At 55.5% G+C, this 19,418-nt stretch carries 14 protein-coding genes; 3 read left to right on the top strand and 11 right to left on the bottom strand.

Annotated features, from left to right (window positions below):
- Positions 1–3 precede the first annotated feature (3 nt).
- The 11 genes from ACI48J_RS20040 to ACI48J_RS20090 form a co-directional block, all read right to left on the bottom strand.
- Entirely contained in the window at positions 4–2,400 is a 2,397-nt protein-coding gene (locus tag ACI48J_RS20040; protein ID WP_405079957.1) for a Kelch repeat-containing protein, read from the bottom strand.
- Positions 2,401–2,675: 275 nt separating this feature from the next.
- A complete protein-coding gene (locus ACI48J_RS20045) occupies positions 2,676–4,199 on the bottom strand; it encodes an ABC transporter substrate-binding protein (protein ID WP_405079958.1) in 1,524 nt (507 codons plus the stop codon).
- 117 nt (positions 4,200–4,316) lie between these two features.
- Positions 4,317–5,198, bottom strand: coding sequence for a carbohydrate ABC transporter permease (locus tag ACI48J_RS20050; RefSeq protein WP_326050570.1), 882 nt, complete (start codon positions 5,196–5,198; stop codon positions 4,317–4,319).
- Positions 5,199–5,214: 16 nt separating this feature from the next.
- The gene (locus ACI48J_RS20055) at positions 5,215–6,156 is read right to left on the bottom strand and encodes an ABC transporter permease (protein ID WP_405083259.1); all 942 of its coding nucleotides are present in this window, start codon (positions 6,154–6,156) and stop codon (positions 5,215–5,217) included.
- A gap of 262 nt (positions 6,157–6,418) precedes the next feature.
- Positions 6,419–8,023: a helix-turn-helix domain-containing protein gene (locus tag ACI48J_RS20060; protein WP_405079960.1), complete on the bottom strand. Its 1,605-nt coding sequence runs from the start codon at positions 8,021–8,023 to the stop codon at positions 6,419–6,421.
- Positions 7,998–9,803 (bottom strand): histidine kinase, encoded by a 1,806-nt coding sequence (locus ACI48J_RS20065; RefSeq protein WP_405079961.1) that lies wholly within the window; start codon positions 9,801–9,803, stop codon positions 7,998–8,000. The genes ACI48J_RS20060 and ACI48J_RS20065 overlap by 26 nt, the downstream gene beginning before the upstream one ends.
- 157 nt (positions 9,804–9,960) lie before the next feature.
- On the bottom strand, positions 9,961–10,953 hold the full coding sequence (locus ACI48J_RS20070; protein ID WP_405079962.1) for a DUF4405 domain-containing protein: 993 nt from the start codon (positions 10,951–10,953) through the stop codon (positions 9,961–9,963).
- A gap of 107 nt (positions 10,954–11,060) precedes the next feature.
- Positions 11,061–11,972, bottom strand: coding sequence for a UTP--glucose-1-phosphate uridylyltransferase GalU (gene galU / locus ACI48J_RS20075; protein ID WP_326050575.1), 912 nt, complete (start codon positions 11,970–11,972; stop codon positions 11,061–11,063).
- A complete protein-coding gene (locus tag ACI48J_RS20080) occupies positions 11,969–12,385 on the bottom strand; it encodes a GtrA family protein (RefSeq protein ID WP_405079964.1) in 417 nt (138 codons plus the stop codon). The genes galU and ACI48J_RS20080 overlap by 4 nt, the downstream gene beginning before the upstream one ends.
- Positions 12,386–12,413: 28 nt before the next feature.
- Positions 12,414–13,394, bottom strand: a complete 981-nt coding sequence (locus ACI48J_RS20085; protein ID WP_405079966.1) for a glycosyltransferase family 2 protein — start codon at positions 13,392–13,394, stop codon at positions 12,414–12,416.
- Positions 13,391–15,721, bottom strand: a complete 2,331-nt coding sequence (locus ACI48J_RS20090) for a glycosyltransferase family 39 protein (RefSeq protein WP_405079968.1) — start codon at positions 15,719–15,721, stop codon at positions 13,391–13,393. Before ACI48J_RS20090 ends, ACI48J_RS20085 begins: the two co-directional genes overlap by 4 nt.
- Before the next feature lie 363 nt (positions 15,722–16,084).
- On the opposite strand from ACI48J_RS20090, the gene ACI48J_RS20095 reads away from it, so the two are divergent.
- Genes ACI48J_RS20095 through ACI48J_RS20105 form a run of 3 tightly spaced genes read left to right on the top strand, consistent with a single transcriptional unit; the run spans position 16,085 to position 19,174 of the window.
- The gene (locus ACI48J_RS20095) at positions 16,085–16,771 is read left to right on the top strand and encodes a response regulator transcription factor (RefSeq protein ID WP_326054383.1); all 687 of its coding nucleotides are present in this window, start codon (positions 16,085–16,087) and stop codon (positions 16,769–16,771) included.
- Complete coding sequence (locus tag ACI48J_RS20100) at positions 16,768–18,294, top strand: sensor histidine kinase (protein WP_405079969.1); 1,527 nt, start codon at positions 16,768–16,770, stop codon at positions 18,292–18,294. The genes ACI48J_RS20095 and ACI48J_RS20100 overlap by 4 nt, the downstream gene beginning before the upstream one ends.
- 28 nt (positions 18,295–18,322) lie before the next feature.
- Positions 18,323–19,174, top strand: coding sequence for a hypothetical protein (locus ACI48J_RS20105; protein WP_405079970.1), 852 nt, complete (start codon positions 18,323–18,325; stop codon positions 19,172–19,174).
- The last annotated feature ends 244 nt before the right edge of the window (positions 19,175–19,418 follow it).

Raw genomic sequence — 19,418 nt, forward strand, 5'->3', positions numbered from 1 at the left:
CGTTTAGTTGATTTGGCCTTGCGTAGACGTGGTTTTCTTGATCAAGTTTCCGTTACGGTCATAGTCATAATTCGTTTGGCTGTTGAGATTCAGATTGCCGACGATAAAAGAATAACTGGCGGTATCGGCACCGTTATTGGCCGACACGATTTTAAAGTAATACTCCGAACCTTCCGAAACCTCGTAAAGTACATTTTCGGCGGTATTTCCTTCACGGATGCCCGCGGCTATCAATTTTTTGCCGGCGTCATAGATATATACATCGTAGTTTTGTTTATCCGGAACATTCAGCTGCAGCCGGTCGACTCCGGTTGTCTTCGCCTTATATTTGAAGAAATCGACGTCACTCGCCGACCCAATCGTGGAGGCGTACGACTGGTTACTATTGACGAGATAAGCCTGTTCGAAGGTATCATTGGGCTCATAGGTATTGGGCAGCATCAAATTGCTTCTCGTCGCCCAGTCCGACCATTCCAATCCATCCTTGACCCGCACTTTAAAACTCCAAGCTCCACTCTCCAGCGGCTTTGTGGTATGCACAGTCGCCCCTGATTTAATTTCTCCGGTATTATATCCCCACGTTTTCCAGCCGTCCTTGCTTCCGATAATTTGATAATCGGTTTGTGGTTGTTGTTCCGAATCGGAATATTTCCACGAGAAATTAAGCACGTTTTCGTTTAAAGTCTGGTTATCTGTGTAGGAGATCCACTGAGCAACGGGCAAAGCATTCTGTTTTACATACTTTATAGAAGAAAAGCTCGATGGCACGCCGATCTGATCCTTAGTCCGCACGCTCCAACCGACTGTTTTGCCTCTTTGCATGATAGCGGAAGGGACCGTAAAAGTAGTCGCTTCGGATAAAACCCATCCGGAATCGTAAAGTTTGACTCCATCAGCCCCGCTCACTACAATCTGGTAGGCGGACTGCTTATCTCCGGCATCAGGGTCAGTAAACGTCCAGCTTAACACGGGAGTCTCCGTGGCGATCGTCTGGGGAAGCTCGACGGTATTGCCGCCCGGTGCCGTATTAGCGGGTATATTCGGAGCCCGGTCGATCACAATCGTACCGTTGTATGCAGCCGTATTAGAGTCCGTCCCGTCATGAACCGTAACCGGAATAGAGGTGTATGTTCCCGGAGCGAGATTATCCTGAAGAGTATCCCACCTTAAAGACCACAATGGCCTTTTATTCGAATTCGGCACGACCACCGATTTTGTCACTCCCGCTATCGTTGCACTCACCGTAACCGTGTCATTATTCACATCATTCAGAGAACCCGAGAGTGTAATGGAGCGGTGCCCTTCTTCGAACCAGGCAAGTTGATCTGTCTGATCGACACTAAGGGTAGGGGGAGCATTGTACGTCAGGATATAGGTTGTTCGTGTGCTTGGTGATAGAGTTCTTGTGTTTACCATCACTCGTCCGTCCTGAAATACATTCATTCCCAGTATTTCTGCCCCTGCCGGAAATACTCCGAAGCTGCTCCAGGTATTGGTTCCCGAATCGTACGTATAGCCTGTGCCTCCTTTAAGCGCAAGGACTCGCCCGTCCTGAAGCGTAACTTGTTTATGAACCGAAAGCTGGACAGGTAAATCGCTTGCATACTCCCAGGAATTGGTTTTAGGGTTATAAAGAAGCGCTTTATTGGAGATGTTGTAATACTCCGCTTCTAAATCAGTACTTCCACCCGTCAGCAGCACTCTTCCGTCCGGTAATGTGCTTTGAGCCGCACTCCAGGTGGTTTTCGGAAGATTGGCGGCTTTCGTCCATGTGTTCGTTTTAGGATCATAAATATAGGAGGAATTGCTGACCGAAGTTTTATTCCTCCCTCCGACCAACAGGACCCTGCCATCATTCAAGACACTCTGTGTGTGATTTCTTATCTCAATAGGCAGATCTGCCGCCCGAGACCATGTGTTCGTTAACGGATCGTACAGGTAAACTGCCGTAGTTTCAGAGCCTCCCGTAACAAGGATTCTGCCGTCCGGAAGCGTGCTTTGCGCATGACCGTAAAATTCCTTCAGCGTAGTAGGAATTTGGGTCCAGGCATTGCTTGCCGGATTATAAATTAAGATTACCGCCAACCTGCCGATTCCGGTTCCGATTACGAGAGTTCTTCGGTCCGGCAGTGTACTTTGCGAAATACTGTATTGATCAATCGGCATTGGCGCTACCGTTTCTGTCCGAATGGGAGACGGGCTGAAAGCAAGAGCTTGCTGCAAATAAACCTGTCCGTAGACGCTGCTTTGTACCGTATACATGTCTGAATCCGAGATTTCAGGCAGCAGAGAAGCCGCTTGGGATGAAACAGGGGCGGCACCGAAAATACCATAACTCAAACTGAGCAGAATCAGACCCACCAAACCTAGTAATTTCGATTTCCATTTAGAAAGATACATGTTCATTCCGTCCTTTTCCTGATTATAATTTTAATTATTTGAATAAATTCTTTTTCTCCCCTCATCTGGTAATATTTAAATGACCATCCCTATCATATTAAAAAAAATCTCCCGAAACATTAGGAGATTTTGTCGAAATCGATCTTAAAAAATTAAAAAACTGCTCCCCGATGATTTCAGGAAGCAGCCGAAGGTATCCTTATTCCTCTGTGATTTTGCCGATAAACCGTGTCTGTCTTCAAATGCCTGCCCTGGAATGCGGCTGCTTGACAGCTTCATTTCCCCTGGGCCTTGCCCCACTCGGTCAGCTGGCGCTGTTTCTCCGCGATGATTTTGTCCAGTCCGGCCGCTTTCAGCTTCTGGTTGAACTGGGGAATCGTCTGCTCGGGGTCCAGCGAGCCGGTGTTGATGGCGGCGCTGTACTGCTGGGCGGCGTTGTTGACGGCGGCGATTTCGTTCTTCACCTTTTCCGGGTTGAACACGAAGCCCAGTGCAATGGATTTGTCCGCTCCTTCGTTGAACGCTTTATATTTCTCCCACAGCTTCGGATCTTCGTTGGTCCACAGATAGGAGTTCAGCTGGTTGCCGAACATCCACGGAAGGTTCAGGTTGTAGCCGACGTTCTTGGCTTCTACCCCTTGCGGGTAGTCGATAATGTTGTCGGATTTCTTCACGAAATGCTTGCCCTCCACTCCCCAGTCGAGCAGGTTAAGCAGGTATTTGTCCGTGTACAGGAGGTTCAGGAACATCATGGCCCGCTCGGGGTCCTTGGACGTGTTCGGAATCGCGAACATGGCACTGGTCGTGTCTCCCGTCGTGGTGTACGGCTTGGTCAGCTCCACCGTAACCATCGGCACGCCGGTGTTGCGCGTTTCCTGCATGTCGAAGCCGGGCTTCATGGACTCCGCGTAAGCGAAAGCTTTGCCCGCCTTGACGGCGTTGGACTCGTTGTCTTTCTGAGTCGCGGCATCCTTGTTGATGTACCCCGCCTGGAACCACTTGCGCATGAGTTTGGCGTATTCCATGTATTCCGGCGTTTCGTACAAGTTGATGACTTTGAGCTCTTTGCTCTTGCGGTCCAGCACGCCCGGTCCGTCGCCCAGCATATCGAACAAGCCGTAGCCCGTCAGAACGGTGGAAGCGGTCCGATCGAATTTGGCCTGAAGCGGGGTCATACCGGGTTCGTTTTTCTTGATGGTTTCGAAAATAGGCTCCAAATCTTTCAGCTCTTTGACGGCGCTAAGATCGAATTTGTATTTGTCTACGAGGTCTTTGCGCATGACGATGCCCTTGGTTGCCGCAAATTCTTTGTTGGTCACGACGGCATAGCTTTTTCCGTCAATTTTACCGCCCTGCACGTAAGCGGGGTCGAGCACCTCTTTAATGCCCTTGCCGTGTTTCTCCATCAGATCGTCGAGGGGAATGATCTGCCCCTTGGCCACCTGCTGCCCCAGTCCGAGCCACGAAGAGGTGAACATGAGGTCGAACTGCTCGTTGGACGCGAACATCAGGTTCGTTTTGTTGCCCCACGCGCCCCAGTCGATGGGACGAATTTCGATGGTGGCGTTGATCTTCTCTTTGAGATATTTGTTCATCTCATCCTGCACGGCCGGCAGATCCTTCGGAACGACTCCCGACGGGAAAATCATGACCATGTGATAAGGCTTCAAACCGCCTTTGTCCGTTCCCGCTGCGGAAGCCGACGGCCCCGGTGCGGACTCGGTTCTGCCGCCGCAGGCCGAGAGAACAAGCAGAGAACTCATGACAACGGCCATCGTAAGCGAAAGCTTTTTTTTCATACAGACCCCTCCGTATTGATCGAAATGATAGATGCACCCGTGCATCCTGATTGCTTCCTGTTTGCTTCCTGAACCTGGGCGAAGATTCCGAAAGGGCAAGCCGCCGGTTTTCCCGCGTTATCCCTTTACGGCGCCGATGGTCAAGCCTTTAATGAAGTATTTCTGAAAAAACGGATAAGCGAACACGATCGGACCGACGCCGATGATGGCCATGGCCATCCGGACGGTTTCCTGCGGAAGCATGCCGATGATGGCGGAGGCGTTGTTGTTCTGCGTGTTTTGCGAGAGAAACTGAATGTTCAGCAAAATCTTGTTAAGCAAATACTGAAGACTGTAGTATTTCGAATCGGACAGGAAAATCATGCTGTTGTACCAGTCGTTCCAATACGCCAGCGTACTGAACAGGCCGATGGTCGCGAATACGGGTTTGGAAAGCGGCACGATAAACCCGGCAAAAATGCGCAGTTCCCCCGCTCCGTCCATATAAGCGGACTCGATAACGGCCGCCGGGATCGAATTCGCGAAGAACGTCCGCATAATGAGGACGTTAAACCCGTTCAGCAGCAGCCCCGGTACGATCAGCGCCCAAATCGTGTCTTTCACATCTAGCAGTTGGGTAAAAACGAGATACCATGGAACCAGTCCTCCATTGAACAAGATCGTGAAGAACACGAAGAACGCGAAGCCTTTGCGGCAGGGCAGATCGGCCCGGGAGAGCGGATATGCCAGCGTGGACGTGATGAGCAGGCTTCCAAGCGTGCCGACTAAAGTAACCAGGATGGTAATGCCGTAGGCGCGGAAAATCGTTGCCGAATCATACATCAGATACTTGTACGCTTCCAGGCTGAATTTCTCCGGCCAGAACGAGTAGCCGTGAAGCAGAATCGTCTGCTCGTCGGTGAACGAGACGATCAGCACGAGCAGCAGCGGCAGGATGGCGGCGCAGGCGATGCCCCAGAACAGCACGTGCAGCAGCCAGTGGGTTTTGGTCGTTTCCATGTGTACGTTTCCTCCGTTAAAACAAGGCGTTATCCCGGTCCAGCTTGCGGACCGCCAGGTTCGAGATCAGCACCAGAACAAATCCGACGACCGATTGGTACAAGCCCGCTGCGGAGGACATCCCAATGTCGCCGAGCTGCATCAGCCCCCGGTAGACGTACGTGTCGATGACGTTGGTCACCGGCAGCAGCGGCCCGGAATCCATCGGAATCTGGTAGAACAGTCCGAAGTCCGCGTAGAAAATGCGGCCGATCTGCAGCAGCGTCATGATCGTGATCACCGGCAAAATCAGCGGCAGCGTAATGTGCTTGATCTGCTGCCATTTTGTAGCCCCGTCGATGGTGGACGCCTCATAATATTCGTGGTCGATCCCGATAATGGCGGCGATGTACACGATGCTGAGGTAGCCCACGCCTTTCCAGATGCTGACCAGGGTCAGAATGTAGGGCCAATATTTCGGCTCCATATACCAGGCGACAGGTTCAAGCCCTAGAGGAGCCAGAATAAACTGGTTGATAAAGCCGTACTCTTGGCTGAGCATGCTGTAAACCAGATAAGCGACGATCACCGCCGACAGAAAATAGGGCAGCAGCATGGCGCTCTGGAAAAACTTCTTAAGCAGCTTATGCCTCACTTCATGGAGCAAAATGGCCAGGGCCACCGCCAGAAACGTGTTGACGGCAATAAAGGCGGCGTTGTACAGCAGCGTATTGCGCGTAATGATAAAGGCGTCGGATGTCGTGAACAGGTACTCGAAATTTTTAAGCCCGACCCATTCGCTGGCCAAAATCCCTTTGGCATAATTGATGTCTTTAAACGCGATGATAATTCCCAGCATAGGCAGATAGTTGTTCAACAGCAGATAAGCGATGCCCGGCACCATCAGAAGAAACAGCATCCGGTATCGTTTCAGCTTCTTGCGGAATGTCCGCTTGCGGACAGGCTTCGAGGTGCTCATAGCCGCTTCCAAAATTCGTTCCCCCTCTTCCTCTCGTCGCCTCAGCTCCTCTGTCTGACGCCTTGATTTCATTATAGATTCAGGGAAAGGGCTTACCTACCACAACAATGACCTGTATATGCAACGATTGTGACCTGCCTGGCCTGCCATCGGCATTCGCTCGTTCCTCGGCACCCTTTTTCAACGGATCATCCCGATTCAAAAAAAGCCCCGCTTTCCCGTCGGAAAAGCAGAGCTTGGCTCCGCCGCAAGCGGTGTCCGCTTAAGACCTTGCCTTGCGGTACTCCTGCGGCGTCTCGCCGTAAATCTTTTTAAACATCTTGGCAAAATAGGAGAAGTTGCCGTACCCGAGCGTGTTGGCGATCGCGCTGACCGTCTCCTCCGTGGACGTAAGCAGCTGGGCGGCCTTCTTCATCCGCTCGTGAAGGATGTAATCGAAGAGCGACATGCCCGTTTCCTTGCGGAACAAGCGGGACAAATACGCCGCGTTAAGGTATACGTGTGCGGCCAGCTCATCCCGGGTAAGCTCCTGATCCAGATGGTCCGCGATATAAGTCCGGATCGTCTGCACGATGTAATTGCTCCGGCGCTCCTCCTGCGGTTCTCCTCGAAGCTCCGCTACGATCCGGACCACGCGTTCCAGCCAGTCCCTGAGGTGACCCGGAGAGCGCGTAATCTCGGCCGGGCCGGCGGGAAGGCCGCGGCCGTGCAGCGTGTCCGGAGAGAGGCCTTTTCGCAGCAGCACGTAATAGACGACCTGGAGGACGCCGTGGTAAACCCGGCTCAGCGCCTCCGTTTTGCCGTGACGGGCGCGTACCCATTCGAACGTTTCCTCCGTTAAACGCGCAAGTCGTTCCTCATCCCCGTTCTCCAGCTCCTCCGTCCAGTGGAAGAAGGAAAGCGGTCCGTCTTCCTCCCCGCTCTGCCTCCGGTCTTCGTAAAAAAACACGGCATTGGATTCCGACAAGTTGTGCGTCTCCATTTCCAGCAAAGCATGGTACCCTTTGTTCACTTCCCCGAAAGGCCCCACCTCGCCGATGTAGCAGGAAAGCCTGCACGAAAAATACGTCCGGCATGCCTGAATGTAGTTCTCGCACCGTTTCTTCCATTCCGCCGGGTCATAGCCCGCCTTGTCCGGTATATACAGAATGACGACATTATTGCCGAATTCGTCCTCGATGACATGTCCGGAGCGCTCATCGACGATCGTTTCTTCCGCCGCCTTGCGAAGCGCATATTCCATTAATTCCTCGTCGAAGGCGCTGAACGGTCTGGCCCACTCCTCCACGCTGAGAAGAATCAGCAGAAGTTGCTCCTTATGAACGGGCGGCAGTTCATAGGCCTGAATCGCCTGCTCCAGCCTGGCCTGCTTCCCTTCGCTGCCCCGGTTCATCACTTCGCGCCAAAACTGGCTGATCAATTGAGGCTTCTGATGCTGCCAGAGCCGGTACACTTTCTTGAACCGCTCCGTCTCTTCGGTCTCGGTACGTTTCTTGCGGACCCGGTCGAGCAGTGCGGCAAGCACCGCTTCCAGCTCCTCGAACATAACCGGCTTCAGCAAGTAATCGCGGCTGCCGAGCTGAACCGCACGGCGGGCAAAGCCGAAATCCGCGTGGCAGGTCAGGATAAGCGTCTCCGGCTCCAGCTTCTCCTCCCGCACCCACTCCAGCAGATCGAGTCCCGTTTCCTTGGGCATTTCGATGTCGGTGATCATCAAATCGATCGGAACGGACAGCAAAATTTCCTTCGCTCCCGGCACATGGTACGCCTCATATAGTTCATCCACGCCCAGCGCTTTCCAATCGATGCCTTCGACGATCCCCTTCACGGCATATTTTTCGTCATCCACGATCAGTACCCGGTACATGGGAATCCCCCCCTTTCTCTTGCTCGCTCGCGGGCGGAAGCGGAAGTCTCAGCGTCACCACCGCCCCTCCCTCCGCTTTGTTTCCGAAGGCTAACGAAGATTCGGATTTGTAAAAGAGCCGGCACCGGTGCTGCACATTCCAGATGCCGATATGACCGCCGGAATCCGTGCGGAAATAATTGCCGGTCACGAGCTTCTCCAGCATGTCCGGCGAAAAGCCGTCGCCGTTGTCTTCGATCCGGATAAGCGCGGCCCGATCCGGCGAATCAGGATCGAGCCCGGCCGTAACACGGATCGTAAACGGCTCGTCCTCCCTGTTGGCAAACCCGTGCTCCATCGCATTTTCCACGAAAGGCTGCACGGTCAGCGGCGGCACCTGAAGCGACTGCACGTCGGGACTTGCCGTGATTTCGAAATTCAGCGCTTCCGGAAAACGGATGCTCTGAAGGTTCAAATAGTTGCGGATATGCTCCAGCTCATCCGCCAGCGTAACCGAAGACACATTCGTCCGTGTCGTAAAACGGAAATGGCGCACAAGATAGAGCGCGATCTTTTGCACGAGCGCCGTATTTTTCACCTGGGCCAGATTAAAAATCAAATTCAGGCAGTTCATAAAAAAATGCGGATGAATCTGCGCCTGGAGATGCTTCAGCTCCGCTTTCTGCGTCCGGATCTGTTCTTCGTAAATATCTATCTTCAAATGCTTGATCTGCCGGGCCATATCGTTGAACGTATCGTTGATAGCCGTAAACTCGGCGAGCTTGGACGGTTCCAGCCTCGCCGCAAGCTCGCCCTCCCGGAGCTTCAGCATGCCGCGGATCAGCTTGTGCACGGGAAGCGTAATCGAGCGCTGGAGGTAGTACAGATACACGACCAGCGCGAGAAAAGCGAGCAGAGGCGTGGCGTAGATCAGCCGCTGAAAGGCGGGAAGCTTCTCCAGCAGGGAGCGTTCGGGCTGCAGCACCGCCAGGTAGATGTCCGCCGCATGGGAAGGCCGGCTTACGACCATGGAATCGGACCCGGCCGCTTCTCCGCGCAGGATGTTGTAGGGCTGCCCCGAATCGGTCAGCGCTTTCTGCAGATCGGGCGGAGAGACGATTCCGGCAAGCGGCTCGCCGGAGCCCTGGGTCAGAATGCGCCCGTTCGGCGAGGCGAACAGCACCTGGCTGTTATCGCCGAATTCCATGCTGTCGAGCGGCTTGAGCAGCTTCCCGAGGTCCACCCAGGCTCCGACATACGAGCCGTACTGCGTGTCGACCACCCGGAGCAGCGAATATTCGCCGTCCGTCTCCAGCAGCGTCCACTTCTTGACCAGCAGCGACCTGACGCCGCTGTCATCCAGCATTTGCTCCAGTCTGGCCTTGAACTGCTCCTTCTTGTCGTACCCCAGCTTCTCCTGCGGGGCAAGAAGCAGTTCTTTGGCCTGCGTCCCGTAAGCGAAAAAGGCTTCGATCTCGCTGTAATAAGCGATATCGCCGCTCAATTGGTTCAACGTGTTGACTTTCACGAAGAAAGCTTCCGGACTGTCGGAAGGATAGGAGCTGAGCGAGGTCAGGTCCGGGTCCTGAAGGGCCGTTTTGGATAAATATTTGTCGGTCTCCTCCAGCACGGAATCCACCTGATCCATGGACATTCTCACCAGATTCTGGTTGGACCCCGCCACCTGATAGCGGACCACCTGCATCGCGTACCAGTTGTTGTACATCAGCAGAACAAGAAGAGGGACGATGACCGCCCCGAATCCGAGAATGAGCCGGGAACGCAGGGTCGTTTTTCTCATGAGCTGTCCTTCTTTCCGGGGAGAGTAGACTTCGGCATGCAAATAATGGTCCATTATACAGCGCTTTCATCTTCACGTAAATGAACTTCCCCCAAAAACGAAAAGGTCCGGCAGCCCCGAAGGTTTCCCCTCAAGACTTTCGGACCTCTATGACCGCTTACGCTTCTTTCGGCTTGCCGGGTGCCGCTCCGCTCCCCGCTGCCTTCTTTCTTCTGCCCCGTTTATCCGCATAATACGTAACGGTTACGAAAACGCCCATGATGGCGGAATACACGGCGATGACTCCAAGAGGATTCGGACTCGCAAAGCCCCCGCCCCCTCTGCCCTCGCCGGAACGAAAGCCGGTCGGAACGCCTCGTCCCGCTTCCGGCCTGCCGGCGGCTTGAACCGGCCCGCTGTCCTGCCCGCCGACTTGCCCGTTACCGGAAGGCGCGGCGTTTCCGGCGCCGCCGGAGGAAGAAGACGGGCGGTCTCCGCCAAGATTTCCGGGCGGCTGACTGTCTCCGCCGGCGCCCGCGTTCTCCGGCCGCTGCCGGCCGCCTCCCTCCTGCATCGACGGAGAAGAGGCTGTCGTGATGCCGATCACGCTCCCGACGCCTTCCAGCCGGGCAAAAAAATTCGTCGCGTACATCTCGTAGGCTCCGAATGCGACGATGGCTGCAGCCGCGATTTTGGCCGCCGCGGCTCCGGCTTTTCCTCGAACTCTCCGGGGAAACATCCGGCTCGTTACCTGAATGACCCACTGCCAGTGCATCCCCACGTGGACGCCGATCAGAACCAGCACGAGGTAAGAGATGCTGATATGCGCCATTTTGAACCAACGTCCCTCGCCAAGATGTATCCCGCGGAAAACGACTTCGGATATCAGAATGCCGCTGACGATAATAAATGTCATGGTGACCAGCAGCAGCACGTTAAGCAGATAGCCGAAGCGCGTTTTTCCCGGCAGGCTCCGGTCCAGAATACGCAGGGTAACTTTCTTCACCCACTGCAGGTTCAAGAGGATATGGGTAAGGAAGGCAAAAGAAATGGCCAGCCCCGCGATCTCGTGAAAAGTCAATCCGCCCAAAACTCTTTTGTTGAACAATAAGACCATTGTAACCGCCATGACAAGATCCAGCGTTAATTTTACAAGAGTTATCTTTTTCATGATTCACGTCTCCCGCGACCGTTACTTTTCTAACCTTTTTCATTGTCGTATGTCTCTATGGATTGTCGCTAAGCTGCCTTTCTGTATGCCCGCCCCGTCCGGACTTCCTACGCCCTCCGCCGTTCGCGCCGGAGCTTCCAGGCCTCGGCTTCCTGTTGATACACGAGATTTTTCAGATAGGGCAAAAGCTGCTCGGCAAGCTCCTCCCGCTTCATCCCGATTTCCAGCACCGCCTTGAGATAACCGAGTTTATCCCCGATATCGTAGCGGTTTCCGGCCAGTTCCAGGGCAAGCAGCTCCTCGCGTTTGGCGATTTCGTGCAGCGCGTCCGTCAGCTGGTATTCGCCCCCGGCTCCTTTTTCGATATTTTCCAGTATGGGGAAAATAGTCGGCTCCAGAATGTACCGGCCCATGACGGCCACATTGGATGGGGCGCTGCCGAGAGCAGGCTTCTCAACCAGTCCCGCTACGCGGTGAATCCGGTTCCTCCCTCCGGAAGAGTCGATGATGCCGTATTTATCCACCTCGGAGTCCGGTACGGGCTTGACCCCGATTACCTGCTGCCCCGTCTCCTCATAGAGGTGAATCATCTGCCGGAGAGCGGGCGGGTCGGAAACCATAATATCGTCCCCGAGCAGGACGGCGAAAGGTTCGCTGCCGATAAACTGCTTTGCGCACAGAATGGCGTGCCCAAGTCCGAGCGGCTCCTTCTGGCGGATAAAATGAATCTTCGCCATGTCGCTGATCGCCTGCACTTCCTTTAGCAGCTTCAGTTTGCCTTTCTCGCTTAACGTCTGCTCGAGTTCGACCGAGCGGTCGAAATGATCCTCGATAGACTTCTTGTTCCGCCCGGTAACGATAATGATACTTTCGATCCCGGACTGGACCGCTTCTTCCACGATATATTGAATGGCCGGTTTATCGACAATCGGCAGCATCTCCTTGGGCTGTGCTTTGGTCGCGGGCAGAAAACGCGTTCCCAGCCCCGCAGCCGGAATGACCGCTTTTTTGATCGTCATGACTTTTCACTCCCTGTATAGGTTGATAAGCGGAAGACCCAGTACCGGCTTCCCGCGTAGTTGATCCATGAGCTGGCGAAAGTTGCCCCCAGTTTGCCTGTAACGAGCGGCCAGCCCAGCCCGCTGTATGCCCACTGGAGCAGAACCGTCGATACGGCAAGAGAAATCAAATTAATCAGGAAAAATTTTGCGATTTCACGGGTGCTTCCTCCCGTTCGGCTTCTGAAAGTCCAGCTCCGGTTGAGCAGATAGCTGTTCAGCACTCCGAGCAGGTAAGCGATAATCTGTGCCGTCAGATAAGGGACGCCCGCTGACGTCAAGAGCAGAAAGGCTGCGAAATCGACGCCCGTGTTCAGCAGGCCGACCAGCCCGAACTTCATAAGCGGCAGGAGACGGTTACCCAGGCTGCCCAAGCTACTCAGATTCCTCTGGTTCCTCAAGTTACTCATAACCGGCCAGCCTTTTTGGCATCGGCCCTTCTTGCTTATGGAGACCGTGACATTCCCGCACGATATACAGCGGTCTTCCTTTCGTTTCATCGTAGATGCGGCCGATATATTCGCCCAGAATGCCCAGCATAAGCAGTACAAATCCGTTGAAAATGAGCATGATGCCGACGACCGACGGCCAGCCCTTTAACGTCGCGTCCGTAAACAGGGCGAGGTATACCACATAGAGAAGGTAGAGAAATCCCGAACCCGAAAGCAGAACTCCAAGGTATCCGGCCAGCTTCAGAGGCTTGTAAGAGAAAGACGTAATGCCGTCCAAGCTGAGCTTGATCATCCTTTTGAGCGGATACTTGGTCTCTCCCGCCAGGCGTTCGTCCCGCTCATACTCGATCGCCGTCTGACGGAAGCCTATCCAGCTGACCAGCCCGCGGACAAAGCGGTTGTTTTCGGGAAGCTTCCTCATCTCGTCGCAAACCTTCCGATCCATCAGCCGGAAATCTCCTGTGTCCACGGGAATATGAATATCGGTGGATGCCCGGAGCACGCGATAGAACAGACTGGCCGACCATTTTTTGAATAACGTCTCTCCGCTTCGTTTCACCCGTTTCGCATAGACGACTTCGTAGCCTTCCTTCCACTTCTCGATCATCCGCAAAATCAGCTCCGGCGGGTCCTGCAAATCGGCATCGATAATGATGACCGCATCGCCGGAAGCGTAATCCATACCGGCCGTAATCGCGATCTGGTGACCGAAATTGCGGGAGAAATCGATCAGCTTCACCGTTTCGTCCCAGGTGGCGTACTCCTTGATGATTTCAGCGCTCCGGTCCCTGCTCCCGTCATTGATAAAAATCAGCTCGTAGGTTTCGGAGGTTCCGCTCATCACCACTTTCAAGCGCCTGTACGTTTCCTGGATGACCACTTCCTCGTTGTACATCGGAATAATAATGGAATAATTCACCTTCGGTGTCATGACGCGTCCCCTCCGTCTTCTATCGTTACTTCATATAAAGTCATGCTTCCCATGCGGCCTCCGTCCATCCCGGCTGCCGCACCGGTGCCGGTTTGTGTCTGAGCAGACCCGGACTGCCATTCTTCGGACGAAATTTTCTTGCCGTGCTGTGCGAGCCATTGGGTGAGCTCCGCATTGCCTCCGCGTCCTCCTCCGCCTTCGGAGATAAGGAAATATTTTAATTTTCCGCTTTTCACCATGTCCTCCAGTTCGGTGGTCGTGTAGACCGGATCATTGCCCGAGAATCCCCCGAGCGTGATCACTTTCTCCCCTTTGTCGATGATGTAAGGCGCCGCCGTATTATAGTCGGATGTTGCGAATAAGTACGTCGTGCCGCCGATGTGGGCCTTCATGTAAGCGAGAAGCGCTTCGTTCACGCTTCGGCCTCCCATGCCGCCGCCCATTGCGCCGGGCGCTCCCCAGCCTCCGGCGCTGCGGTCCGTTTCGCTGCCTGTGCCGGTGCCTCCCGCCGAAGCGCCCGGGTCGTCTCCGTTGCCGGCTTCCAGAACTCCCGGGTCCGTGCCCTGATTTGCGCCGTCCCCGTTCTGCGAGCCGGAGCCGGAGACCGCACCGTCTTGGCCGCCGTCGCCGGGCAACATGCCGCCGCCCGGTCCCTGGCCCATTGCGCCGCGATCATTGCCGCCGGAAGGTCCCGCCTGCGGAATCATGCTGTTGAGTCCGTAAGTAATCGGAGTCGCCGCCCAATACGCCGGTCCGATAAGCAGGACGAGAACCCCCGCAACGGCTGCCGCATAAGAGAAGCGAGCTGTCCTGAATTTCAGGACGATAAGCAGAATTGCCGCCGCCGCGCCGGTCAGGCCGACGCCATAGGTCCAGCCGCTGCCGATTGTCCCGTTGTAAGGCGCCATAATGAAGACTTGAAATGCCGCCGTCACCGCCACGGCTGCCGGCAGCAGCCACGAAAGCCATCCCGATCTGCCGCGGTACGCGTTCCACAGCTCGGACCAGCCCGCACCTGCAAGCGCGGCAATCGGAGGCGCCAGCATGATCAGATAGTAGTGGTGGAAGAAGCCCGCCACACTGAAGAAGGCCATACCCGGAAGAAGCCAGGCGAGCCAGAACAGGCTCTCTTTATGCTTCCGGGTGAAGTTGGTCCGGCGCAGGCCGGCGAGCAGTGCGGCGGATGCCAAGGCCGCGAACGGGATCATCCAGCTCGCCTGCCCGGACAGCGCCGACTGGAACAGGCGCAGCGGGCCTTTCGCGCCCGTGCCGAACATGCCGCCGCTGCCACCGCCGGGGCCTCCGCCGCCGAATCCCGGCGGCTGGCCTTGGCCGTCTGCGCCCGGTGCGCCGGGCATCCCGCCGCCGTCGGCCATGGACGGCGCAGCCGCACTGCCGCCGGTGGCTCCGGCGACGCTTGTTCCGCCGCCGTTCGTGCCGGCCGTTCCCGGGGCCGTGCCTCCGGCGTCGCCGGTCTGAACGTCCGCCGCGCGGCCCTCGCCGTCAGGCATACCGCCGCGGTCACCGCCGCCGCCCTGATTGCCCGTCAAGCGCGAAACGCCGTTATAACCGAAAGCCAGCTCCAGGACGGAATTCGTTTCGCTGCTGCCGATGTAAGGCCGCTCGCTTGCCGGAATGGAATCGACGATAACCGCCCAGGAGACGGAGATGACGAGCATAAGGGCGAGTGCGCCGGACAGTACGCCGGCTTTCTTTTTCCAGGTGCTTTTAAACGCGAATAAGTAGAAGAGAACAAAGGCAGGCAAAATCATATAGGCCTGAAGCATTTTCATATTAAAACCGAGTCCGATAAGAGCAAATGCGCCAAGCAGACTGTAGACACTGTTTCGTTTGACGGCTCTGAACAGAAACCAGGTACCGAGAAGAAGGGTAAAAACAAGCATACTATCAATGTTGTTGGTCCGGCTGACCGCCACCGCAACCGGTGTGCACGCCATAACAAGGGCCGCTATTCTAGCCGCCGCCGTTCCGAAGGAAGGTTTAACGAGCAAATAGATCAGCAGGATCGATCCGACGCCCGCAAGGGCCTGAGGCAGAATGACGCTCCAGCCGTGAAGACCGAAGATATAAGCGCTCACCGTCTGAATCCAGAACGTTACCGGCGGTTTGTCGACGGTTACGGAACCTGCCGAATCGAGGGAACCGAAGAAAAAATTGTGGAAGTTTTGCAGCATGCTCGCTACGGCCGTCGTGTAGTACGTATTGGCGTAAGCATCGAGCCAAATGTTGTAGGTGTTCAGAAAGACGCCGAGCAGCAGGATGAAAACTAGCGGAAGATCGACCCGGAATCGTTTGGTGCTTATCATGGTTTTCCACTCCTTAATTGTCTATTGCGAAAATGAAATTTACATCCCCCGGTAAAAACGTTACCATCGAGAAAGAAATAAAAGCGCGAGGCCCCATTGCCAGCCTGCGCCAGCCAAATGATCTGCCAGAAGCCTCTTACAGCGCAGCGAGGCCTCTCATCACCGGGCATGCTTGTATTGTGCAGCGTGTGCCTGAACTCTTCTTGAAGGCTGGCTGAATGTTTGCTGAAAGACCGGGCGGGTGCCCCTATGATTAAGCGGAAGCTCAGGCTGCGTTCAGATTCCATTCAGTTTCGTGACGGATAATCCGTGTATAGATACGTGTACAGATAAATAGAAAGAAGATCTTAGAGGTGATCCCGCATGAAAAATGTAAAAGACATCCGTATCCTGCTTGTCGATGACGAGCCGCACATTTTGCAATTTCTCGAATTCGGCCTTGTCAATGAAGGCTTTGAAATTAAAACGGCCCCGGACGGCATGAGCGCCATTAATCTGGTCCGGGAATTTCAGCCGCATGTCGTGGTGCTGGATGTCATGATGCCCGGCATGGACGGCTTCGAAGTGTGCCGTCTGCTGAAGAAGAACGGCAGCAATATCGCCGTCATCATGCTGACCGCCAAGGACGAGGTCGAGGACCGCGTCAAGGGACTGACCATAGGCGCGGACGATTACCTCGTGAAGCCGTTCAGCTTCGAGGAGCTTCTGGCCCGGATCGAGGCCAGGCTGCGCAACCAGTTTCCCGGCGTTTTCCGGGAAATTGCCATCGGCCCTTTCCGGATCGACGACCCGAGAAAGGAAATTATTTTCGGGGAGAGATCGCTCGAGCTTTCGCCGACGGAATATGAGCTTCTGAAGTTTCTCGTCGTTAACCACGGCATCGTGCTCAGCAAGACGAAGATTTTGGAAAAGGTGTGGGGGTATGACTTCGGCGGGGAAGAAAACATCGTGGAAGTGTATATCCGCTCGCTGAGGGACAAGCTGGGAGACAAGGAGCACCGGTTAATCCGTACGCTCCGGGGAGCCGGATACCGGCTAGACTGGTCATGAAACAAGGCCGGCCTCTGACCCGCGCCGCTCGCCTGCTGGCCCCCCGCTCCCTTCAGTTCCAGCTGTTGTCCCGGTCGCTCTATATTTTGGCCGCACTCCTGATCCTGGTCGGCGCTCTTCAATCTATATGGATGAAAAATTTCCTGTACCGCAACCGGGCCGAAACGATGTCCATTCAGCTAAGCGGTCTTCCCCGCGACCTGCTGGACCACTCGTCCCTTCTTCCGGAAAGACGCGGCAAAAACGAAGAAGCCCAGCCGGGATCGGAGCGCCCGCGCGGTCCGGTGCTGTTCCTTCCGGATACGTCTCTTGCGTATATCGCTCCCGACGGAACCTTCACGGATTTGACGAAAGAAAGCGGGATGATCTCCCCGCAGCTCCCGGCCGAGGAATACACCGCCGTCCGAGAAGAGAGGGCTCCCCGCCGCCCCGTTACCTATAAAATCGTGCAGGATGCCGCTGGAACCGAGCAGCTCGTCGTCTTCCGGCCGGCGGAACGGTCCGGCAGCTTCGGCGGCATCATCCAGATGGGGACGGGCACGGCCCAACTCCAGGCCGTCGTGGTCCAGCAGCTTTGGATTTACGGGGCCCTCATCGTGCTTGCCTTGGCGGGCGGGCTCGCGCTGAATATTCCCGTGCTCCAACGTACGCTCCAGCCGCTGAACAAAATGGTCGAGGCCGTCGAACAGACCGACGCCGGCAACCTGAACGAACGATTTCCCGAGACGCAGGGCCAACTGGAGATCGACTCCCTCGCGAAATCGTTCAACGGCATGCTCCAGCGCCTGGAGACTTCTTTCAGCGCGGAACGCGATGCCAAAGAACAGATGCGGCGCTTCATCGCCGACGCCTCCCACGAGCTGCGCACGCCGCTGACTTCGATCCACGGCTTTCTCGAAGTGCTGCTCCGCGGGGCGGCGGACAATCCGAAGCAGCTCTATGCCGCTTTGACGAGCATGCACGGCGAATCGACCCGCATCAAGAAGCTGGTCGAGGACCTGCTTACGCTGGCCAAGCTCGACCGGGCTCCCCAGCTTCAGCTGACGGACACGCGGCTGGACCGGCTTCTTCTGGAGATGGAGCCCCATCTCCGGATGCTGGCGGGAACCCGCACGGTTCATATCGACCTGACCGCAGGCGTACGCGGAACCTTCGATCCGGACAAAATGAAACAGGTGATCCTGAATCTGTTTCATAACGCGGTCCAGCATACGGACCCGGAAACCGGCGTCATCACGGTCATATTATCCGCGGACAAGGACGGAATCGCGCTGAAAGTCAAAGATAACGGTCCGGGCATCCCCGAAGAACACGCGGCTCACGTGTTTGAGCGCTTTTACCGCAGCGATTCCTCCAGAACCCGCAAACATGGCGGAGCCGGACTCGGGCTGTCGATCACGAAGTCGATCGTCGAAGCCCACGGCGGCACGATTTCCGTCCGGAGCCGGGAAGGCGCCGGTTCGACCTTCGTGCTCACCTTCCCTGAAACCGGTGAAAATAACGGCGGAAAAATGTTAAAATAAACGGGATAAACAGAAAGGCGGAGAAGCGATGGTATACGCGTTTACGATTCAGCCCGGTATCTGCCACGCCTTCGAAGACGAGGCGGAGCAGATTGAACAATGCAAGGAATGGGGCCTGCTGTCCGGTAAGGCAACCAAAACCAAAGCCTTTTTTTATAAGGGAAACGGCTTGAACGTTCCCTGCACCATAGTCGGGTACACCGACAGAATGACGGCTGTCATCGAATTTGACAACAAGCAGCAGCACTGCATCCATCCTTCCTATTTGAAGGAAATGCAGGCGGCGAACTACGGGCAGAGGCAGTGGTCCTCCAGCGAAAACGACACCGAAGCCGATGCTTCGGAAGGAAACGATGCTGCCGGGAATGCGGAACCCGCGGTTGAAACCGCGGCGGATGGGGCCGCCGAGACTCCGGCAGGTGCCGTGCAGCAAACGCGGCCTGCCGCAGAGCCCGTGCCGGCTCCACGGACGGAGTCCGCGTCCGGGCAAGACGACCCGGCCGTCCCGGACGCGTCCGCCGGCGCTGCCTCGGCAGCGGATGCGCCTAAAGCGAAGGCGAAGAAGGAAAAAGCGCCCAAGCTTCAGCTTCCGGAAGGCAAAGTGAAGATGACCGCCACGGTACAGGATTTCACGACGGTTCCCAATCACTTTTCCGACAACGACGATGAGGTCATCATTTACGAAAATGTAACCATTGTAGAGCCGGAAACGGATATCGGCACCGCCTGGTCCAGCCACAGCGCGACGCTGAAAAAACTGGAGCTCGAAGTCGGCGATACGATCACGTTCGAAGCCAAGATCGTGGCCAAGAAGCTGACGCGCTACCCCGTGCCTTACAAAATCAACAACCCCGCTAAAATCCAGAAAGAGCAGGAATAGCTGTCCCACCCGCTTGCTAAGGGCTGTGGGCTGTTCCGGGCTATGGCTTGCTGCGGGTTTCGGGCTGTTCCGGATTCGAACGGCAGCTTGGCCACGTCTTCTAAGACTATGTTCCGGACTCGCACAAGCTTTATAACAAGTGCCGGACCGTTCCCTCTTCCGGTTTCCGCTTTTCCGCCTCATTAATCAAGGCGGAGGCGAATAGAAATCCATCTCCCTGAAAAAAGCACCGTTCAGACGCACG

Origin of the sequence: Paenibacillus chitinolyticus, from assembly GCF_045038035.1 — a bacterium.
GTDB lineage: Bacteria > Bacillota > Bacilli > Paenibacillales > NBRC-103111 > Paenibacillus_F > Paenibacillus_F chitinolyticus_A.